Here is a 20,860-nt window from a genome sequence, read left to right as displayed (position 1 = left end):
GGCCATGATGGAGGGCCGCGGCGGGCACGCCCTCGTGGAGGAGGCCATCACCGAGGCGATGGAGTTCCGCCGCGCGATCATCCGCATCGGCGAGGAGCGCCCGGCCGACTGGTGGTTCGGCGTCTGGGGCCCGGACACCCCGGCCCGCGAGGGCCTGGCCGCGCGCGAGGAGTGGGAGCTCACGGGCTCCGACGACTGGCACGGCTTCGAGGCGGTCGACGAGGGCTTCACCATGCTCGACCCGATCAAGGTCACCGTGCTCACGCCGGGCCTGACCGTCGACGGCGTGTTCGGGGAATCCGGCATCCCGGCCTCGATCGTTTCGCGCTACCTGGCGGAGAACGGGATCGTCGTCGAGAAGACGGGCCTGTACTCGTTCTTCATCCTCTTCACCATCGGCATCACCAAGGGCCGGTGGAACACCATGATCTCGGAGCTGCAGCGGTTCAAGGACGCCTACGACGCGAACGCAGCCGTGGCCGAGGCGATGCCCGGCCTCGCCGCCGAGCAGCCGCGGTATGCGAGGACGGGCCTGCGGGACCTCTGCCAGGCGATCCACGCAGAATATCGGGCCCACGACGTGGCGAGGCTGGCCACGGAGATCTACACGTCCGGCCTGGACGCGGCGATGCTCCCCACGCAGGCGTGGGGGGCCATGACGGCCGGCGACGTCGAGCACGTGCCCCTGGACGAGCTCGAGGGCCGCATCACCGCCGTGCTGCTCACGCCCTACCCGCCGGGAATCCCGCTCCTCGTGCCCGGCGAGCGCATCAACTCGACGATCATGCGGTACCTGAAGTTCGAGGAGGGCTGCAACGCCCTGTTCCCCGGCTTCGAGACCCTCACGCATGGCATGACGGAGGCGGCGGACGGCCGGCCGCGATCGGTGATCTGCATCAGGGAATAGCGCCGCCCCGCCCGGGAGGCCCGGGGACGCGGAAGGGGACGGCGGCGGGTGGGCCCCGCCGTCGTCCCCTTCCTTCGGTTCAGCGCCCTGCCGCGCGGGGCGCGGCGCCGGGAAATCCAGCGCCACGCCGCGCGGCGCGCCGGGAGCGCGACCGCGCCACCCCGTTACTCCGGGCCCCTTCCAGGGGGCCTCGCCCGAGGCAGGCCGGTCGCGTGCCCCGCTACTGGCCGGCCGGCGTGAAGTCCGTCGAGCTGGCGAACTCCGGACGCGGCTTCGACGCCGCGTACGGCTCCTGCGTCGTGTTCTCGACCGAGTTGAACACGATGAAGATGTTCGACCGCGAGAACGGCGTCACGTTGCCGTTGGAGGCGTGCATGCAATTCGAGTCGAACATGATCGCCCCGCCGGCCTTGCCCTCGAGCACGTCGATGCCGAAGCGGTCGGCGAACTCGGTGAGCGTGGCCTTGTCCGGCGTGCCGGCACCCTGCATCACGAGGGACTTCTTGTAGTTGTCCTCGGGCGTGGCGGCGTCGCAGGACACGTACTCCTTGTGGGAGCCCGGCATGATCATCAGCGGGCCGTTGAAGGAGTAGTTGTCCGTCAGCGAGATCGAGATCGACACGGCGCGCATCCGGGGCATGCCGTCCTCGGCGTGCCACGTCTCGAAGTCCGAGTGCCACATGAAGTCCTTGCCCTCGAAGGAGGGCTTGTAGTTCACGCGGGACTGGTGGATGTAGACGTCCGAGCCCAGCAGCTGCTTGGCCCGTCCGACCACGCGCGGGTCGTTCGCGATCTTCTTGAAGACCTCCGACGTCCGGTGGACGTCGAAGACGGAGCGGACCTCCTGGCTCTTGGCCTCGACGATGCAGCGCTCGTCGGCCCGGACGGTCGGGTCCTCCGAGAGCCGCTTCAGCTCGCCCCGGAGCTCCTCGAGCTCCTCCGGGGAGACCAGCTCGTCGATGGTGAGATAGCCCTTCGCCTCGTAGTGGTCAAGGGTCGCCTGGTCCATGGGGCCATCGGCCGCGGTCCCCCAGACCACCTTGTCCTCTCGCGGCATGACCTGCACCTGGCCGGCGCGGGTCGGGTAGGCATCGATTCGGTTCTGTTCTGCCACAGCAGTCATGCGTTCCTCCTCGGTGTTGTTTTCCTTGCGCCGCGGCGTCGTTGCCGCCGGCGCCCATTCCGGGACGGCGAAAGCCCGGCCAGCCTGGCGGGGCTGGTCGGGCTTGCCGGACCGGTGGTCTTAGGCGTTCGCGCCCTCGGGCTCGACCACGAGCGGGTACACGCCGTTCTCGTCGTGGACCTCGCGGCCGGTGACGGGCGGGTTGAACACGCAGGCCATGCGCAGCTCGGTGGTGGCGCGGACCGTGTGCTTCTCGTGCCCGTCCAGCAGGTACATGGTGCCGTCCTTGAGCTCGTGCACCTCGCCGGTCACCTCGTTGGTGAGGGTGCCCTCGCCCTGGACGCAGTACACGGCCTCGATGTGGTTCGCGTAGTGGAACGTCGAGGTGGTGCCGGCGTAGATGACGGTGTCGTGGAAGGAGAAGCCCACGCCCTCCTTGGCCAGCACCATCCGGCGGCTGCGCCAGGTCTCGGACTGGATGTCGCGCTCGGTCTCGTTCAGGTCGTCTCGGTTCACAACGAGCATGTCGGCTCCTCTGGGTCGTGGTGGTTTCGTTCCCGCCCGGAGCGGCCCCTCGCGGGGCCGGCCCGGGCAGCGGGCGACGGCGGGAGCGGGCCCCGCCGTCGTCCGTTGTCTTCGGGGCGCCTCCCGGCGCCCGGTGTCGGCCCCCCACGCGCGCGGCGCGTGGGATCCGACGGCGGCGTCCTAGACGCCGGCCAGGGCGGGCTGCCCGGCCACCGCGCGGACGGCCTCGGCGATGGTGTCCAGGCCGCGCTTGAGCTCCTCGGCCGTGATGGTCAGCGGCGGCATGACCTTCAGGACCTCGTCCTCGGGGCCGGACGTCTCGACGAGCACGCCGTTCGCGAACGACTCCGCGGCGACCTTGCCGGCCATCTCCGGGTCCTCGAAGCGGACGCCGGCGAGCAGGCCGCGGCCGCGGACGGAGGCGCCCTCCACGGAGGCGGCGATCTCCTCGAGGCGGCGGTGCATCTCGGCGATGGTGCCGGCCAGCTCGTTCTGGAACGTGTCGTCGGCCCAGTACTTCTTCAGCGCGGCGGTGGCCGTGACGAAGGACGGGTTCTGGCCGCGGAACGTGCCGTTGTGCTCGCCCGGGGACCAGACGTCGAGCTCCTTGCGGAACAGGGTCAGCGCCATCGGCAGGCCGTAGCCGGAGATCGACTTCGACAGGCAGACGATGTCCGGCTCGATCCCGGCCTCCTCGAAGCTGAAGAAGGACCCGGTGCGGCCGCAGCCAGCCTGGACGTCGTCGACGATCAGGAGGATGTCGTGGCGCTTGCACAGCGCAGCGAGGCCGCGGAGCCACTCGGCGCGGGCGGCGCGCAGGCCACCCTCGCCCTGAACGGTCTCGACGATGACGGCGGCGGGCTTGTCGACGCCCGAGCCCGAGTCCTCGAGCACGCGCTCGAGCCACAGGAAGTCCGGGGTCTCGCCGTCGAAGTAGTCGTCGTACGGGATCTTGGAGCTGTTGGTCAGCGGGATGCCGGCGCCCTTGCGCTTCATCGAGTTGCCGGTCACGGACAGCGAACCCAGCGTCATGCCGTGGAACGCGTTCGTGAAGGACAGGATGTGCTGGCGGCCGGTCACCTTGCGGGCCAGCTTCAGGGCCGCCTCAACGGTGTTCGTCCCGGTCGGGCCGGGGAACATGACCTTGTAGTCCAGATCGCGCGGCTTGAGGATGACGTCGCGGAACGTCTCGAGGAACTCGCGCTTGGCCGGGGTCATCATGTCCAGCGAGTGCACGACGCCGCCGCTGGTGAGGTACTCGACCAGGGGGGCCTGCAGGGCCGGGTTGTTGTGGCCGTAGTTCAGGGCGCCGGCCCCGGCGAAGAAGTCCAGGTACTCGGTGCCGTCCTCGGCGGTCTGGGTCGCGCCGCTGGCCTTCGTGAAGACGGCGGGCCAGCTGCGGCTGTAGCCGCGGACCTCGGACTCGAGGGTTTCGAAAATCGTGGTGTCCATGGTGTTCCCTTTCGGCGGTGCGGAACCCGGTGGTTCCGCGCTCAAGGTGGAAGTGCGGTGGTGGCTGCGTGCCGGTCCCTTTCCCGGGCGGGAGGCGCCGGGGCGCCGCGGGGCGGCGCCGGGGACGACGGCGGCGTCGGGGCTAGTTCGCTCCGACGGTGGCCTTCGCGGCCGGTCGTGCGGCGCGGTCGGCCGCGAGCGGGCCGATGCGGTGCAGGTACTCCGTGTCGTGGCCGTCCGGGTACATCTCCGGGGTGAAGAGGGCCGTGACATCGTGGTCCGCGCCGTAGCGCTCGGCGAACGAGGCAAACAGGCGGTTGGACGCCGCGTTGTCGTCCGTGATGGTGGTCTCCAGCGCCTTCGCGCCGGTGCGCAGCGCGAGCTCGTCCAGCATCGTGCCGGCGAGACCGCGTCCGCGTGCGGCGGAGTCCACGGCGACCTGCCAGATCATCAGCGTGCCGGGCTCGTCGGGGCGGTTGTAGCCGGTGACGAAGCCGACGGGCTCGCCGTCGAGTTCGGCGATCACGCTGGTCTCCGCGAAGTCGCGGCACCACAGCAGGTAGGAGTAGGACGAGTTCAGGTCGAGGACCTGGGAGTCCTTGGCCATGCACCACATGGCGTGGCCGTCAGCCGTTTCGGGCTGGCGGAGAATAGGCTCGGACAGGACGTTTTCTGTTTGATCAGCCATCCATTTCAACGTACCGGGATCATTTTCGATCTCAACCCCCGGGGTCCCGCATTTGACAGCTTTCGGCTCAAGTTCGGCCTCGATCGCGCTCATGAGCGGCCCCCGTGCATCCCAAAGCTGGCGCGGGATGCACGCGGATCCCGCGACGAGTACCACGGGGGGTGAGGAACGTTACCGTTTTGTTATTTAACGTATGCGTGAGGCATGCCACTTTTCGGGCTTCGGCCGCCGATACCCCGGAGTAACCGAAGCCCCGCCCGACGGCCGCCAGCAGTGCGGGGCATGGGTCGCCAGCCGCCCATGGACGCGACCCTGGCCCACCGGCCATCCGTCGGGTGCGGGCATGGGTACGCCTGCCGCGCACCGGCGTCGGACGGAACCCGCCGGCGGCCCACCGCTGGGGGCATGGGTGCGCCGGCACCCCCCGGCGCGGGCACGGGCATGGGTGCGCCGGCGCCCCCGGCGCAGGCATGGGTGCGCCGGCGCCCCCCGCGCGGACACCGACCCATCCCAACCCATTGGCGCGGGCAGAAGCCCGCCGACACTCCGCAGAGGCGACAACGCCAGCCCAGCCACGGCGGCACTACACGCTCCGATTAAGTCGGAATTTCTTTCCACATTCCCATTCTGTCGAGCCAATGTGTCGTACATCTCTTCTAATATTGGGGGCATGGATCTGGACGAGGGCCGCGCACCGGGGCGCGGCAGCGACGACGCGGTCGGTCGCGGGGCGTCGGAGGCACGGCCCGCTTCCTCGCCTGCTGCCGCGCACCCGCCCTGCGCCCCTGGCGCACCCGCCAGCGGCACGGACACGCCCGTCAGTGGTCCAGACGCGCCCGCCACCGGCGCAGATAAACCCGCCAGCGGATCGGACGCACAAGCCCCGGCGGCGCCAGGCAGTCCCGCAGAGCCCGCCGCCCAGATCCAGGTGCACGATTTCACTCCGCCCACCCCGGGCCCCGACGCTCCGGTGGATCTGGTCCCGGTCCCCGGCGTGGATTCGTCCCGGGCCGGATTCGTCGATGGACGGCTATGGCTTGCCCCCGAGGCGGACCTGTCCCTGTCCGAGGCCGAGGCCCTGTCGATGGCCCTCGAGGCACGGCGGAGGGGCCTCGAAGCCGATAGCCACGTGGTCCTTGCCCGCGCCGCCACCGCCATGGGCACCGAGTACCACCGCGAGATCACCGAACTAGCCGACCTCTCGGGAAACCAGGCCGCAGACGCGGACAACGCAGCCCGGCTCCGCTGCGACCTCGGTGGCCCCACCCCCGCTTGGGCGAGCTGGAGCGAGACCGCGTTGGCCTTCACCCTGTCGCAAGCGTTGCACCTGTCCGAACGCACGGTCTGCAACCGCATCGACGAAGCCCTTGAGCTCCACCACGAAAGGGCCGCCACGCTGGCCGCCCTCTCGACCGGGGAAATCTCCGGCCAGCACGCCCGCACCATCGTCGAGGCCTGCCAGGACGTCCAGCCAGAGATGCCCGACTTGCCCGCCGTGGACGCCAGCGAAGCGGACCGAGAGGCCTACCTCCGCGCAGTCTCCACGGAACTGGCCCACAACGCCCTGCGCCGGGCCTGGCTCGAGGGCGAGCTCCTCACCGCCGCTCCGACCACCACGCCGGCCACGCTGCGCCGCAAATCCAAAGACCTCCGCCACCGGCTCGGCCCCGGCACCGCTGCCGAACGCGCCAGGCGCAACCGGGCCGACCGGGTCGTCGTCATCTCCCCCGGCGAGGAGGGCATGAGTGAACTCTTCGCCCAGATCCCGGCCGAATACGGCATCGCTGTCGCCGACCGCCTCGCGCACATTGCGGCCACCCTGAAACGCGAACCTGGCGAAACCCGCACCATGGCCCAGCTCAAGACAGACGTCCTCGTGGAGCTCCTGCTGGGGACCGAGGACTCGGCCGCTTGGGAGAACATCCGCGCCGAAGTCATGGTTCTGCTCCCCCACACCTGTCTGCCCGGCACACCCGCCCCCCGCAGCACCGAGCCGAACACCAGCCCCAGCGCCGAGCCGAACGTGCACTCGAACGCCGACGCGAGCGCGGACGCCACGTCCAGCGCCGAGCCGGACGCGAACGCCAGCTCCAGCGCCGGGCCGGACGCAAACGCCAGCTCCAGCGCCGGGGCGGACGCAAACGCCAGCTCCAGCGCCGGGAGCGCCGACGATAAGAAGGCGCAGGCACCGGGGCACACCCCGGAGGCCCTCCCGCACGGATCCGGAAGCGCCCTGGCCACGCCAGTACGCCCCGGGGCGGCCGCGGACGGTGGTGGCCGCACGGACGGAGACGACGAGGAAGACATCCTCGAGGCCGCCCCTGGCGACGCCCTCCCACCGATGGGAGGCCCCGACCCGACGGCAGGGGCACACCTGGTCGGCCACGGTCCCATCGACACCGCGACGGCACTGCGCCTCGCCGCTTCCGCCGCGACCTGGGACAGGCTCTACACGGGCGCCGACGGCCGCACCATCATCGGGATGGCCGCCACGAAGTACCGACCCACCGAAGCCGAACGCGAGGCCCTTCGCGCGGCCCTCCGCGCGCCCCTCGGCGTGAGGGGGACGGGAATGGCTCCAGGAGGCCCGCCGCCGCCTGCCTGGGACCGTCTCCACGCACCGCCCCGGGCGTTGGCCCGGCCCAGCTACGGCAGGACCCGCTATCGGCCGAGCCGCGCACAGGAACGCGTCCTCAAGGCCCGGCAGCCGACCTGCAGCGTCGGCGGATGCAACACGCCCGCCCGCGAGAACGACCACGCCACGGAATGGGCCGCCGGCGGCCACACCAGCCTGGATAACCTCCACCCGGACTGCCGGCGCCACCATGCGTTGGACACGGGCGGCTTGCTGCACTCCCGGCCGCTTGGCAACGGTGCCATCGAATTCACCACCGTCACCGGACGCCGCCACACCACGGCCCCCGAGATCCCCTGGGCCATGCAGGGACCGCCACCCCCACCAGAGCCGGCTGGCCCCCTGCCCCCGCGGTACCCGAATCCCCATGAGGACCGCATCTGGGCCATGCACCTCGACGACCTCAGACGCCAGGTGGCCGCGCGTGCCCTTCCCGCGGAACCGCCCCCAGCACCGGACCCGGCAGATCCGCCACCCGACGATGAGCCGCCCTTTTGAAACTCCGCTTGGCGCACCCCGTCGAAGGCGGGACGCTGGGGCCATGACGAAAATGGAGCCGGCATCAAACCTCTATGGCCAGGACGTCGCAGACCACGTGCCCGCTGCTGCGCCAGGCCCGCAGATCCTCGAGCCCGACGACGCGGGGGCGTGGCGGCTCGCGGCTCCCCTGCTGGCGGTCCGGGACAACGACGCCCACACGCTCTACGCGTACGCCCTCGCCCGGTCGCTGCTCGCGGCCCACCCGGAGGCCGACGCCCGGGTCGTCCTCCCGGCGATCCTGCTCCACGACATCGGGTGGTCGCAGGTCCCCGCCGACGACGTACTCTCGGCCATCGCCCCTGGTGGGGGCGACCGGGACCTCGTGCTGCTCCACGAGCGCGAGGGAGCCCGCCTGGCCCGCGACATCCTCGACCAGGTCGGCTGCCCACCCGACACCCGCGACCGGATTACCCGGATCATCGACGGGCACGACTCGCGGCGGGAGGCCCTTTCGATCGAGGACGCCCTCGTCAAGGACGCCGACAAGGTCTGGCGACTGAGCCCCCACGGCATCGACACGATCATGGACTGGTTCGGACTCGACCGCGCCCAGACCCTCCGACTCTGCGCGTCGCGCGTCCTCGGACACCTCTTCACGCAAGAGGCCACCGCCGTCGCCGGCGGCCTGGCCGCCCTCGAGTCCGCCACGCTCTGGCCGGAGCGGCAGGCCCTGGGCTGACCCTACGGGACGGGCGCCGCCCGGCGCCGCCCTCCCTAGACTGGTTCCAGCGGAGGAGGCGACATGGCGGGTGGCAACAGGGAGCCTGGGCGGAGCGTCACGTCCAAGGTCCTCGCCATCATCGGCGTGTTCGAGACCTCGCGCCGCTCGATGTCCCTGACCGAACTCTCCGAGCAGGCCGGCGTCCCCCTGTCCACAACGCACCGCCTGGTCGGGGAAATGGTCGAATGGGGCCTGTTGTCGCGGGGCGCCAACGGGAACATCCAGCTGGGCCTCCGGCTGTGGGCCATCGCTCAGAACGCCGGCCGCCAATTGCGCGACACCGCACGCCCGTTCATCCAGGACCTCTTCTCCCTCACGGGCGAAACCAGCCAGCTGGCAGTCCGCGACGGCAACTCCGCGCTCTACATCGAGCGCGTCTACGGCACGATGCGCGTCCCCCGGGCCTCCCGCGTCGGCGGCCGGCTGCCCCTCCACGCCACGGCCGTGGGAAAGGTGATCCTCGCCTTCGACGAGCCCTGGGTCAGGACCGCCTACCTGCAGCGCGACCTCGAGCGGCCCACGCCCCAGACCCACACGAACCCGGCGCGGCTGGCGGAGGAACTGGACGAGGTCCGCGAGCGCGGCTACGCCGTGACCCTGGAGGAGATGCGCGGCGGCTCGTGCTCGATCGCCGTGCCGGTCTTCCATACGGGCCGGATCGGCTGCAGCATCGGCCTCGTGGTCCCGTCGACGCACGGCGCGACCATGACCCGGCACCTCCCGGCCCTGCGGGGAATCTCCAGCCGGATCGAGCGCGCCACCGCCCATATCCCCCTGGAGACCCTTCTGGGCAGCCTCATCGACCCCCTGCCGGACGAGCCGCGCGAGCACTAGGCAAACGCGGGACCCGGAGCAACCGGCCGAACCCCAACACCTCTTCCACTCAGTGGGATAGTGGAGTGAGTGCCATCGCGTGACCTGAGTAACACTTGAGGAAGCCAAGCCGGGAACCGCCTAGCGGCCCGGGAAGCCTTCCCAGGAGTTCAGATGCCTTCCACCACGGACACCGCCCGCTGCCCGTTCGGCCACGGCGCCGAGGCGCCGGCCGACCACCACGGCTTCGAGCCGTTCCAGCAGAAGGACCCGTTCCCCGCCTACCAGGCGCTGCGGACCGAGCAGCCGGTCATGTTCGACGAGCGCGTCGGCTACTACGTCGTCACCCGGTACGACGACGTGAAGGCCGTCTTCGACGACTGGGAGACGTTCTCCTCCGAGAACGCCCAGGCCCCCGTCCGCCGGCGGGGCGCCGCCGCGACGAAGATCATGGAGGAGGGCGGCTTCACGGCCTACTCCGGACTGTCGGCCCGCCGCCCGCCGGAGCACACCCGGATCCGCGCCGTCGCGCAGAAGGCCTTCACGCCCCGCCGCTACAAGGTCCTCGAGCCGGAGATCCGGAAGAACGTCGTCCGGCTCGTCGAGAAGATGCTGGCGCGCCCGGACCGCGACGGCGACATCTTCCGCGACCTGGCCTACGAGGTCCCCACGGTCACGATCCTGACCCTGATCGGCGCGGACGTGTCCAAGCTGGACACGTTCAAGGCCTGGTCCGACTCGCGGGCCGCCATGACGTGGGGCGACCTGTCCGACGAGGAGCAGGTCCCGCACGCCCACAACCTGGTCGACTACTGGCAGGAGTGCCTCCGGCTGGTCCGCGTCGCCCACGAGGAGGGCGGCGACAACCTCACGGCCGACCTGGTCCGCGCACAGTCCGACGGCGCCGAGATCAGCGACCACGAGATCGCCTCGCTCCTCTACTCCCTGCTCTTCGCGGGCCACGAAACCACGACGACGCTGATCGCCAACTGCTTCCGCGTCCTGCTCGCGCACCAGGACCAGTGGGCGCAGCTCGCCGAGGACCCGAAGAAGATCGCCGGCGCCGTCGACGAGGTCCTCCGCTACTCCGGCTCCATCGTCGCCTGGCGCCGCAAGGCCCTCAAGGACACCGAGGTCGGCGGCGTGAGGATCCCCCAGGGCGGCGAGCTGCTGCTCGTCATGGGCTCCGCGAACCGCGAGGAGGAGCGTTTCGAGCACGGCGAGGAGTTCGACATCTCCCGCAACAACGCCCGCGAGCACCTTTCCTTCGGGTTCGGCATCCACTACTGCCTCGGAAACATGCTCGCCAAGCTCCAGGCCAAAATCGCCCTCGAGGAGGCCCTCCGCCTCGCCCCCGGCCTGCGCCTCGTCGCCCCCGACGACATCACCTTCCGCGAGAACCTCTCGTTCCGCGTCCCCGAAACCGTCCCCGTCACCTGGGAGTCCTGACCCATGGAAAGCACCGACTACATCCAGTCCTTCGACGGAGGCATCGAGCCGAAGCTCGAGCGTCTCGGCGGCAAGGGCGCGTCGCTGGTCACCATGACCGACGCCGGCATGCCCGTCCCCCCGGGCTTCGTCGTCACCACGGCCGTGTTCGACGCCTTCATCGACGAGGCCGGGATCCGGGACGGCATCCGAACCCGCCTGGCCGGGCTCGACGCCGACGACCCTACGGCCGTGGAGTCCGCGTCTGCCGCCATCCGCGAGGAGATCTGTTCCCGCCCGGTCCCGGCCGGCCTGCGCCAGGAGACCCGCGCCGCCTACGAGGCGCTGCAGTCGCGCTTCGCGGCCCCCGCCCCGGTCGCCGTCCGTTCCTCCGCCACCGCCGAGGACCTGCCCGACGCCTCCTTCGCCGGCCAGCAGGACACCTACCTCTGGCTCGAGGGCTTCGACTCGGTCGCCGAGCACGTCCGGCGCTGCTGGGCCTCCCTCTACACGGCCCGCGCCATCACCTACCGGCTCAAGAACGGCATCGAGGACGAGGGCCTGTCGATGGCCGTCGTCGTCCAGAAGATGGCCAACGCGCGGGTCTCCGGCGTCGCCATGACCCTGGACCCGGCCAACGGGGACCGCTCCAAGATCACCGTCGACGCCTCCTACGGCGTCGGGGAAACGGTCGTCTCCGGCACGGTCACCCCGGACAACATCCAACTCGACAAGGTCACGCTCGCCGTCGTCACCGAACACATCGGCGACAAGCACGTCGAGCTCGTGCCCGACGCCGGCGCCCACACCCTGGTGGAGCGCCCCGTCGACGCCGACCGCCGCGGGCGCCGCAGCCTCACCGACGCCGAGCTGGAGGCCGTCGCCCGCATGGCCAAGCGCGCCGAGAAGCACTACGGGTGCCCGCAGGACATCGAGTGGGCCCTCGACGCCGACCTCCCCGACGGCGAGAACCTCATGCTCCTGCAGTCCCGCCCCGAGACCGTGCACTCGTCGAAGGCGCCCGCCGCGGCGGGGACCGGCGGCTTCGCCGCCGCCCTCGGCATCCCGGGAACGGGCACGACGGCGGCGCACCCGCCCGGAACGCCTGGCCCCGGCCACCCCGGTTCCGGCGACACAGCCGGCGGCGCCACGGCGGCCGGCGATGGCACAACGGCCAGCACCGCGAACGGCGGCCCGACGGCGGGCACCGCGCCGTCGGGCTCCTTCGGCCTCGGCTCCATCACCGCCAGCCTGCTCCGCAGCGCACCCTGACGCACCGCCACGGCTCCCCCGTACCTCCCCCGCCACCTCCCGAGCACCACCGACATCCCCCACCACGGTTCACCGTCGAACCCCGACCGAGAGGACACCCCAGAGATGTCCATGAAGTCCTTCCCCAAGCCGTCCGAGCTCCCGGTTCCCGCGGGCGCCGAGGACTGGAAGAGCATCTACCCCTACTACCTGGTCTTCCAGGACCAGCTCCAGGACGCCGAGGACGCCAAGTTCTGGTTCTGCGACTCCCAGCACTGGCCGACGGTCTTCAAGCCGTTCGAGACCATCGGCGGCGAGTTCGCGGTCAAGTGCCTGGGCCAGTACAACGCGCGGCACCTGATGATCCCCAACGCGAACGGGATCGAATTCCGCGTGCACCTCGGCTACCTGTACATGTCCCCGATCCCGGTCCCGGAGGAGCAGATCGCCGCCCGGGTGCCGCACTTCGAGGAGCGGGTGGGCCACTACTTCCGGAACTGGGAGCCGCTGCTGGAGCAGTGGAAGCGGAAGGTCCGCGGCACGATCGACGAGATGGAGGCCCTGTCCTTCGCGAAGCTGCCGGACATGGTGCCACTGGAGGACATCACCTCCGGCAAGGCCCAGGACGGGTCGGAGGTGCTGCTCGGGAACTACGACCGGCTGATCCAGCTGGCGTACCAGAACTGGCAGTACCACTTCGAGTTCCTCAACCTCGGCTACATCGCGTACCTGGACTTCTTCAACTTCTGCAAGGAGGTCTTCCCGAACATCCCGGACCAGTCCATCGCCACGATGGTCCAGGGCGTGGACATGGAGCTGTTCCGGCCCGACGACGAGCTGAAGGCGCTCGCGACGCTCGCGGTCGAGCTCGGCCTGCAGTCCCGCTTCGCGGACACGGACGACGTCGCCGGCACGCTCGCGGGCCTCGAGGCGGCCGACGGCGGCGCCCGGTGGCTGGAGCGCTACGCGGAGGCGCAGGACCCGTGGTTCAACTTCACGGTCGGGAACGGCTTCTACGGGCACGACAAGTACTGGAAGGACCACCAGGAGATCCCGCTCGGCTACATCGCCGACTACATCCGGCGCCTCGACGAGGGCCAGACGATCATGCGGCCCAAGGAGGAGCTGATCGCGGAGAAGGAACGCATCGTCGCCGAATACCGCGAGATCCTCGACCCGCAGGCCGCGGAGGTCTTCGACGCCAAGCGCGGACTGGCCGCGACCGCGTACCCGTACGTGGAGAACCACAACTTCTACATCGAGCACTGGACCATGGGCGTCTTCTGGCGCAAGGTCCGGGAGCTGTCCCGGATGATGCACGCCGAGGGCTTCTGGAGCGAACCGGACGACCTGCTCTACCTGAACCGCAACGAGGTCCGGGACGCCCTGTTCGACCTCGTCACCGGGTGGGGCGTCGGCGCGCCGACCGGTCCGATCGGCCCGACCTACTGGCCGGAGGAGATCGAGCGCCGGCGGAGGATCGTCGACGCACTGAAGACGGCCCGTCCCGCGCCGGCCCTGAACACCCCGCCGGCGTCCATCACGGAGCCGTTCACCCGGATGCTCTGGGGCATCACCACGGAGCAGGTCCAGCAGTGGCTGGCCGGGGACGAGGACGGCGGCACCGGCCTGAAGGGGATGGCCGCCTCCCCGGGGACGGTCGAGGGCCCGGCCCGCGTCGTCCACGACGCGGACCAGCTCTCCGAGGTCCGGGAGGGCGAGATCCTGGTCGCCACGGTCACGGCGCCCAGCTGGGGCCCGATCTTCGGCAAGATCCGGGCGACGGTCACTGACATCGGCGGCATGATGAGCCACGCCGCGATCGTCTGCCGCGAGTACGGGCTGCCCGCCGTCACCGGGACCGGCAACGCCTCGACGACCATCCGCACCGGGCAGCGCCTGCGCGTGGACGGGACGAAGGGCACCGTGGAGATCCTCGACGACGCGGACGCGCCCGCCGTCGAAGGCCCGGGGGCCCACTCCCACGCCCACGGGCACGAGCCCACGCACGCCCCCGCCTAGCCAGCGGGGCGGCGGCCCATGTCCCCCGGCGGCCGCCGCCCCGCATCCCACCGGCACGGCCGGTGGCGGCTGCCGGGCCGGCCCTCCCCCCGATCGGCGCTCCGGCGCCGCCGGCCCGGCAGCCGCGCTCCCCCTCCTCGGGCCCACCGCCCGAACCGTCCCGCACCCCCGAAGCGAAAGCGACTGACATGACCGACACCACCGACACGGCCCGCACCGTCCTGGTCACCGGCGGCGCCGGCGGCCTGGGCCGGGCGTTCGCCCTGGGCTTCGCCGGCCGCGGCTACCGGGTCGCCGTCGCGGACACGAACGCCGCCGGGGCCGAGGAGACCGCCGCCCTGGTCCGTGGGGCCGGGGCCGAAGCCGCCGCCTTCGCGGCGGACGTCACCAGCCCGGAGTCGACGGCGGAGCTCGCCGCCCGGACGGCGGAGTTCGGGGGCGGGCGCATCGACGTCGTCCTCAACAACGCCGCCATCTACGGCGCCGTGACCCGCTCCCCCTTCGAGGAGATCGACCCCGCCGAATGGGACCTGGTCATGGGCGTGAACCTCAAGGGCCCGTGGCTCGTCTCCCGGGCCGCCAGCCCGCACCTGCCCGAGGGCGGGCGGATCATCAACCTCTCCTCCGCGACGATCTACTCCGGCTCCGAGCAGTGGATGCACTACGTGGCGTCCAAGGGCGGTGTCGTCGCCCTGACCCGCGTCATGGCCAAGGAGCTCGGCCGGCGCGGCATCACCGTCAACGCGATCGCCCCGGGCTTCACGCTCACCGAGGCCAGCTACTCGCTCATGGACAACGCGGAGACCTACGGCGTGGACCGCGGGGCGCTCAAGCGCTCCAGCCAGCCGGAGGACATCGTCGGCGCGGCCCTGTTCCTCGCCGGCCCCGACAGCTCCTACGTCACCGGCCAGACCCTGGTGGTCGACGGCGGCCGCCAATTCATCTAGCCCACCACCCAGCATCCCCCACGGATCCCAGACCAGAGGAGGACACCATGCCAGTCGTCCAGTTCACCGACGCCGACGGAACCGTCCGCGACATCGAAGGCAACACCGGGGACTCCGTCATGGAGACGGCCGTCCGCCACGGCGTGCCCGGCATCGTCGCCGAGTGCGGCGGGTCCCTCTCCTGCGCCACCTGCCACGTCTTCGTCGACGAGCGGGACCTCCCGAACCTGCCGCCCATGGAGGACATGGAGGACGAGATGCTCTACGGCACCGCCGTCGACCGCGAGGAGAACTCCCGGCTCTCCTGCCAGCTGAAGCTGTGCGAGGGCCAGGACCTGCACGTCACGACGCCGGAAACGCAGGTGTAGCCATGGCGACCGAAACGACCCGCGCGGCCGACCCCGCCGTCGGCGTCCTCGCCGCGGGCGAGGCGCCCACCCGCACCGGCCTGCTGATCGTGGGGGCCTCGCAGTCCGGCGTGCAGCTGGCCGCGTCCCTCCGCGCCCTCGGCTACACGGAGCACATCACGCTGCTCGGCGACGAGGACCACCGCCCCTACCAGCGGCCCGCCCTGTCCAAGGAGTTCCTCCAGGACAAGGTGGACAAGGAGAAGCTGATCTTCCGCACCGCCGAGTACTGGGCCGAGCACCGCATCGCGCTCGTGAAGGGGGAGCGCATCGAGCGGATCGAGAAGAACGCCGACGGCTCCGGCACGGCCGTCTCGGCCACGGGGTCGCGGATCGCCTTCGACCGGCTGGCCCTCACCGTGGGCGCCCGCGCCCGCCGCCTGGAGGCCGAGGGCGCGGACCTCGACGGCGTCGTCTACCTGCGCAACGCCGACGACGCGCTCGCCCTGAAGGACCTCGCCCCGGAGGCGGCCGACGTCGTCGTGGTCGGCGGCGGGTTCATCGGGCTGGAGGCCGCGTCCTCGCTGCACGGCATGGGCAAGCGCGTCACGGTCCTGGAGTACGGGCCGCGGCTCATCGGCCGCGCCGTCGGCGAGCCCACGAGCGCCTACTTCCTCGAGGCCCACCGCGCGCGCGGGCTGGACATCAGGCTCCAGACGCGGATCCGGCGGATCGCCGGCGAGGGCGGCCGCGTCAGCAGCGTCGAGCTGGAGGACGGCACCGTCCTGCCGGCGGACATCGTGCTGGTCGGCATCGGCGTCGTCCCCAACACGGAGCTCGCGGAGTCCATGGGCCTGGAGGTCGACAACGGGATCGTCGTCGACGGCAACGCCCTGGCCTCCGACGGGGCCACGGTCGCGGTCGGCGACGTCGCCAACCTGCCCAACCCGCTGCCCGGCGCCCCGGCCGGCGAGCGCCTCCGCCTCGAGAGCGTCAACAACGCGGTCGAGCACGCGAAGGTCGCCGCCTACTCGCTGATGGGCCGCCGGGAGGAGTACGCGGGCATCCCGTGGTTCTGGTCCAACCAGGCGGACCTGAAGCTGCAGATCGCCGGCCTGTCCCTGGGCCACGACTCCACGGTGGTCCGCCGCGACGACGCCAAGGGCCGCTTCTCGGTCCTCTACTACCGGGACGGACGGATCATCGCCGCGGACTGCGTCAACCACCCGCTGGACTTCATGGCCGTGAAGAACGCGCTGGGCAAGGGCCAGAACATCCCGGCCGCGGCGGCCGCGGACCCGGCCACCCCGCTGAAGACCCTCGCGACGGACGCCTGAGCGTCCGGGCGGAAGGAGAGACATGAGCACCGACAAGACCCACGCCGAGTGGGCCCCGGCCGACCCGGCGGCGCACGCCGCGGACCCGCGCGCCGCCGCCTTCGCCGCAGCCCACCCGGACCGGCCCCTTCCCGCGGCAGGCCCCGTGGACACGGGTCCGATCGCCCTCACCCCGAGCACGGGGCTGGACGCGCTGTGGCGGGCCGTCGTCCCGGAGACGCGCACGCGCGGCAACGACGTGCACCTGCCGATCTCCCTCGCCTACGCGCAGCGCCTCTGCGACGCCTACCCCGAGGCGGACCGCGAGCTGGTGCTCGTGGCGATCCTGCTGCACGACACCGGCTGGGCCCACGTGGACGAGTCCCGGATCCTGTCCGAGGGCTTCTCCGGGGACTGGCGCAAGGCCGCCATCCGCTTCGAGCACGAGGAGCGGGGCTGCGCCGTGGCGCGCCGCGTCCTGCCGGGCCTGGGCCACGGCCCGGAGTTCGTCGACCGGGTCTGCGAGATCATCGACGGGCACGACACCCGGCACGTCGCCTACTCCCTCGAGGACGCCCTCGTCCGCGACGCCGACCGGCTGTGGCGCTTCGACCACGCCGGGATCGCCCTGGCCAGCTCCTGGTTCGGGATGGATCCGGCCACGTACTGCGACCGGCTCGGCCAGGAGATCGTCCCGGAGCTCATCACCGAGGCCGCCGTCGCCATGGCCCGCGCCGACCTGGCCCGCTCCAACGCCCTGCTGCGGACGGAGGCCATCCGATGAGCGCCGCGCCGCAGGCCTCCCGCCCCGAGGCGGGCGCGGCCGCCGCGGCCCCCGCAGCTGCGCCCGCCGCGGTCCCCGCCGGTGCGCGCGCCGGCGCTGCGCCCGCCGGCGCTGGGCCCGGTCCGACGGCGGCGCCGCCGTCGTCCTCCCCCGCCGCCGCGGCCCGCGCCGCGCTGGACCTGCGCTACGCGCACGTCGACGACGTGTTCGCGGACGGCGCGTGGGTGCCCGCGCTCGCGCCGGGGCGCAACGACGTGACCGACCCGGCCACCGGCGAGGCGTGGGGGTCGGTGCCCGACGGCGGCGCCCCGGACCTGGACCGCGCCGTCGGCGCCGCCCGCCGCGCGTTCGACGCCGGCCCCTGGCCGCGCCTGTCCGCCGCGGAGCGCGCGGGGTACCTGCTGCGCATCGCGGACGAGGTCGAGGCCCGGTCCGAGCAGATCGCGCTGACGAACACGCGGGAGAACGGCACGCCCATCTCCGAGTCCCGGGGCGCCGCGGCGAACGCGGCGGGGATCCTGCGCTACTTCGCGACGCTCGCCCCGCTGCTCGACGGGGAGGAGGTGCGCCCGTTCCCGAACGCGCCGGACCGCGAGTCGGTGCTGCGGCGCGACCCCGTGGGCGTGTGCGGGCTGATCGCGCCGTGGAACTTCCCCATCAACCTGATGGCCATCAAGCTCGCGCCGGCGCTGCTGGCCGGGTGCACCGTCGTCATGAAGCCGGCCTCGCCGACGCCGCTGTCCTTCCGCCACATCGTCGACGCGTGCGCCGCAGCCGGCGTGCCCGCCGGGGTCGTCAACCTCGTCACCGGTTCCGGCCGGCTCGGGGACGCGCTCGTGCGGCACCCCGGCGTGGACAAGGTCGCGTTCACCGGCTCGACGCCGGTGGGCCGGAAGATCGCGGCCGCGGCGGGGGAGCTGCTGCGGCCGGTGACACTGGAGCTGGGCGGCAAGTCCAGCGCGATCGTGCTGCCGGACGCCGACCTGGACGCGATGTCCGGCGGACTGGTGCGCTCGTGCCTGCGCAACACGGGGCAGACCTGCTACATCTCGACCCGGATCCTCGCCCCGCGCGAGCGGTACGCCGACGTCGTGGACATGGCGACGGCGACGGTCGCCGCCCAGCCGCAGGGCGACCCGCTGGCCCCGGCCACCGTGTTCGGGCCGTCCGCGACGGCCTCCCAGTTCCGCACCGTCATGGAGTACGTGGAGTCGGCGCACGCCGAGGGCGCGCGGGCGACCACGGGCGGAGAGGCCGCGGCGCCCGGCGGCGGCCTGGAGGGCGGGTTCTTCGTGGAGCCGACCGTGTTCGCGGACGTCGCGCCGTCGATGCGGATCGCCCGGGAGGAGGTCTTCGGGCCGGTGCTGTCCGTGATCGCCTACGACGGCGTGGACGAGGCCGTGGCCCTGGCGAACGACACCGGCTTCGGGCTCGGCGGGATCGTGTACGGGACGGACGAGGACGCCGCGCTGGCCGTGGCGGACCGGGTCGACTCCGGCAGCGTGGGGATCAACTTCTTCGCCTCCAACCACGCGTCCCCGTTCGGGGGCCGGCACGACTCCGGGCTCGGCACCGAGTACGGGCCCGAGGGCCTCGCCGCGTACCTGAGCTACAAGTCGATCCACCGCCGGCGGTAGCGGGAGCGGCGGGACCCCCGCGCGGCGGCGAACCCGGCGTGCCGGCCGGGACCGGCGGGTGTGGGACGCTGTCGGCATGCGCCTGTGGAGCCTGCACCCCGCCTACCTCGACACGAAGGGGCTCCTCGCGTGCTGGCGCGAGGGCCTGCTGGCGCGCAAGGTCCTGGCCGGGCAGACCCGCGGGTACACCAACCACCCGCAGCTGGTCCGGTTCCGGGCGTGCGCCGACCCGCTGGCCGCAGTCGACGCCTACCTCGGGCGGGTCGTCGACGAGGCCGACGCGCGGGGCTACCGCTTCGACCGGGGCAAGCTCGGACCGGCGGGGCACGCCCCGGACGCGGCGGCCCTCCTGCCCCTCACGGAGGGCCAGCTCGCCTTCGAGCGCGGCCACCTGCTCGCCAAGCTCGACGTCCGGGACCCGGCGCGCGCCGCGGCCCTCGCGGCGGCCGACCCCGTCAGGGCCCACCCCTCGTTCCGCCTGGTCCCGGGCCCGGTCGAGGCGTGGGAACGGGCCGCGGGCTGACGGGACCACGGCGCGTTGACACCAGACGGCGGAAGGGCTTGGCATGTGGTTTGACTCTTGGGACGCGATCCTGCGGATCCTGCTCGTGGGCTCGGCGACCTACGCGGCACTGGTCCTGGTGCTGCGGTCCACCGGGAAACGGACCCTCGGCCAGCTCAATGCCTTCGACTTCGTCGTGACCGTTGCGCTCGGCTCGACGGTGGCCACCATCCTGCTCAGCCCGGAGGTCTCCTGGGCCGAAGGCACGGTGGCCTTGGTGCTGCTGGCGAGCCTGCAGTTCGTCGTCGCCTGGACCTCCTCGCGCTGGCCCCGCGCCAGGGGTGTTTTTACGAGCGAGCCGGCCCTGCTTCTCGCCGATGGCCAGATCCGCCAGGAGGCCCTCCGGCGCAACCGGCTCACGGTTTCCGAACTGCGGCAGGCCGCCCGGCTCCAGGGCATCGGCGACCTCTCGACGGTCCAGGCGATGGTTCTGGAGACCAACGGCAAGATCAGCGTCATCCCGCGCGCGCAATACGGGGACGGGTCCGCCCTGGTCGATGTGGCCCCCCGGGACGACGACCTCGACACCTGAGCGGACGTCGCCCCGCAGGACCCCCGCGCGGGCCTCACGCCCGGTTCTGCCACCACACGGCCAGGCCGGAGAAGACCCGGCCCAGGACCAGGGCCGCCGCGATGGCCAACAGGACCGCGAACTCGGTGCGCACGCCCTCCCAGGCCCCCGAGACGGCGCCGACGGCCACCGAATACGACGCCCAGAGCACCGCGGCCCCGGCCGAGAGCGCGCAGAACCGCCCCGGGGCCAGCGGCACGAGGCCGGCCGCGACGTTCGAGGTGATCCGGCCCAGCGGGATGAAGCGGGACGTCGTCAACAACACGAGGCCGTGCCGCTCGAGGCGGCGGCCCGTCGCCCGGAGCGTGGCCCGCCATCCCGGGCGCTGGAACAGGCGGAACCCGGCCAGCCCGGCGTACCGGGCCAGCAGGTACCCGGCGAGGTCCCCGGCCAGGGCGCCGCCCACCATCGCCAGGCCGAGCAGGTAGGGGTTCAGCTGCCCCGTGCTGACGGACAGGGAGCCGAGGGCGACGAACAGCGTCGTACTGGGCACGGGCGGGAAGACCCCGGACAGGGCCACGGCCAGGCCGGCGGCCGGGTACACCCACCAGGCGTCGAGGTGGCCCAGCAGCATCGAGAGGACGTCCACGG

19 protein-coding genes are annotated in these 20,860 nt (G+C 72.1%); 14 read left to right on the top strand and 5 right to left on the bottom strand.

All coding sequences use genetic code 11. From position 1 onward, the window contains the following. The first annotated feature begins 4 nt into the window (after positions 1-4). Positions 5-907 carry an Orn/Lys/Arg family decarboxylase gene (locus AC1Q5D_RS11460; RefSeq protein ID WP_481738657.1) on the top strand — a complete coding sequence of 301 codons (903 nt, stop codon included), beginning with the start codon at positions 5-7 and terminating at the stop codon, positions 905-907. 220 nt (positions 908-1,127) lie between these two features. Here the strand turns inward: AC1Q5D_RS11460 and thpD are convergent, their stop codons facing one another. The 4 genes from thpD to ectA all read right to left on the bottom strand — a co-directional run bounded on the left by thpD (position 1,128) and on the right by ectA (position 4,695). After that, complete coding sequence (gene thpD, locus AC1Q5D_RS11455; RefSeq protein ID WP_481738658.1) at positions 1,128-2,030, bottom strand: ectoine hydroxylase; 903 nt, start codon at positions 2,028-2,030, stop codon at positions 1,128-1,130. Between the two features lie 120 nt (positions 2,031-2,150). Further along, positions 2,151-2,555: an ectoine synthase gene (locus tag AC1Q5D_RS11450; protein WP_481738659.1), complete on the bottom strand. Its 405-nt coding sequence runs from the start codon at positions 2,553-2,555 to the stop codon at positions 2,151-2,153. Between the two features lie 180 nt (positions 2,556-2,735). Beyond that, on the bottom strand, positions 2,736-4,007 hold the full coding sequence (gene ectB, locus AC1Q5D_RS11445; protein WP_481738660.1) for a diaminobutyrate--2-oxoglutarate transaminase: 1,272 nt from the start codon (positions 4,005-4,007) through the stop codon (positions 2,736-2,738). Between the two features lie 142 nt (positions 4,008-4,149). Next, positions 4,150-4,695 (bottom strand): diaminobutyrate acetyltransferase, encoded by a 546-nt coding sequence (ectA, locus tag AC1Q5D_RS11440; RefSeq protein ID WP_481738661.1) that lies wholly within the window; start codon positions 4,693-4,695, stop codon positions 4,150-4,152. Positions 4,696-5,665: 970 nt separating this feature from the next. Here ectA and AC1Q5D_RS11435 point away from each other — a divergent pair. From AC1Q5D_RS11435 to AC1Q5D_RS11375, 13 genes are all read left to right on the top strand, one after another. Then, positions 5,666-7,828, top strand: a complete 2,163-nt coding sequence (locus AC1Q5D_RS11435; RefSeq protein WP_481738662.1) for an HNH endonuclease signature motif containing protein — start codon at positions 5,666-5,668, stop codon at positions 7,826-7,828. A 43-nt stretch (positions 7,829-7,871) separates the two neighbouring features. After that, on the top strand, positions 7,872-8,549 hold the full coding sequence (locus tag AC1Q5D_RS11430; protein WP_481738663.1) for an HD domain-containing protein: 678 nt from the start codon (positions 7,872-7,874) through the stop codon (positions 8,547-8,549). A gap of 63 nt (positions 8,550-8,612) precedes the next feature. Continuing rightward, complete coding sequence (locus AC1Q5D_RS11425) at positions 8,613-9,425, top strand: IclR family transcriptional regulator (protein ID WP_481738664.1); 813 nt, start codon at positions 8,613-8,615, stop codon at positions 9,423-9,425. A 153-nt stretch (positions 9,426-9,578) separates the two neighbouring features. Further along, positions 9,579-10,853: a cytochrome P450 gene (locus AC1Q5D_RS11420; protein WP_481738665.1), complete on the top strand. Its 1,275-nt coding sequence runs from the start codon at positions 9,579-9,581 to the stop codon at positions 10,851-10,853. A gap of 3 nt (positions 10,854-10,856) precedes the next feature. Continuing rightward, positions 10,857-12,104, top strand: coding sequence for a PEP/pyruvate-binding domain-containing protein (locus AC1Q5D_RS11415; protein ID WP_481738666.1), 1,248 nt, complete (start codon positions 10,857-10,859; stop codon positions 12,102-12,104). A gap of 105 nt (positions 12,105-12,209) precedes the next feature. Next, positions 12,210-14,105: a PEP-utilizing enzyme gene (locus AC1Q5D_RS11410; protein ID WP_481738667.1), complete on the top strand. Its 1,896-nt coding sequence runs from the start codon at positions 12,210-12,212 to the stop codon at positions 14,103-14,105. Positions 14,106-14,293: 188 nt separating this feature from the next. Continuing rightward, positions 14,294-15,052 carry an SDR family NAD(P)-dependent oxidoreductase gene (locus tag AC1Q5D_RS11405; protein ID WP_481738668.1) on the top strand — a complete coding sequence of 253 codons (759 nt, stop codon included), beginning with the start codon at positions 14,294-14,296 and terminating at the stop codon, positions 15,050-15,052. A 47-nt stretch (positions 15,053-15,099) separates the two neighbouring features. Further along, a complete protein-coding gene (locus AC1Q5D_RS11400; protein WP_481738669.1) occupies positions 15,100-15,420 on the top strand; it encodes a 2Fe-2S iron-sulfur cluster-binding protein in 321 nt (106 codons plus the stop codon). Between the two features lie 2 nt (positions 15,421-15,422). After that, positions 15,423-16,736: an NAD(P)/FAD-dependent oxidoreductase gene (locus AC1Q5D_RS11395; RefSeq protein WP_481738670.1), complete on the top strand. Its 1,314-nt coding sequence runs from the start codon at positions 15,423-15,425 to the stop codon at positions 16,734-16,736. A 22-nt stretch (positions 16,737-16,758) separates the two neighbouring features. Next, on the top strand, positions 16,759-17,499 hold the full coding sequence (locus tag AC1Q5D_RS11390) for an HD domain-containing protein (protein WP_481738671.1): 741 nt from the start codon (positions 16,759-16,761) through the stop codon (positions 17,497-17,499). Then, positions 17,496-19,136: an aldehyde dehydrogenase family protein gene (locus tag AC1Q5D_RS11385; protein ID WP_481738672.1), complete on the top strand. Its 1,641-nt coding sequence runs from the start codon at positions 17,496-17,498 to the stop codon at positions 19,134-19,136. Before AC1Q5D_RS11390 ends, AC1Q5D_RS11385 begins: the two co-directional genes overlap by 4 nt. A gap of 76 nt (positions 19,137-19,212) precedes the next feature. Beyond that, complete coding sequence (locus tag AC1Q5D_RS11380; RefSeq protein ID WP_481738673.1) at positions 19,213-19,659, top strand: pyrimidine dimer DNA glycosylase/endonuclease V; 447 nt, start codon at positions 19,213-19,215, stop codon at positions 19,657-19,659. A 43-nt stretch (positions 19,660-19,702) separates the two neighbouring features. Next, on the top strand, positions 19,703-20,230 hold the full coding sequence (locus AC1Q5D_RS11375) for a DUF421 domain-containing protein (RefSeq protein WP_481738674.1): 528 nt from the start codon (positions 19,703-19,705) through the stop codon (positions 20,228-20,230). Positions 20,231-20,264: 34 nt separating this feature from the next. Here the strand turns inward: AC1Q5D_RS11375 and AC1Q5D_RS11370 are convergent, their stop codons facing one another. Beyond that, on the bottom strand, positions 20,265-20,858 hold the full coding sequence (locus AC1Q5D_RS11370; RefSeq protein ID WP_481738675.1) for a DedA family protein: 594 nt from the start codon (positions 20,856-20,858) through the stop codon (positions 20,265-20,267). Positions 20,859-20,860 lie beyond the last annotated feature (2 nt).

The sequence above is a fragment of the Arthrobacter paludis genome (genome assembly GCF_056782315.1).
Note: the sequence above shows the minus strand (reverse complement) of the source record. Positions and strands in the feature narration are given on the sequence as shown.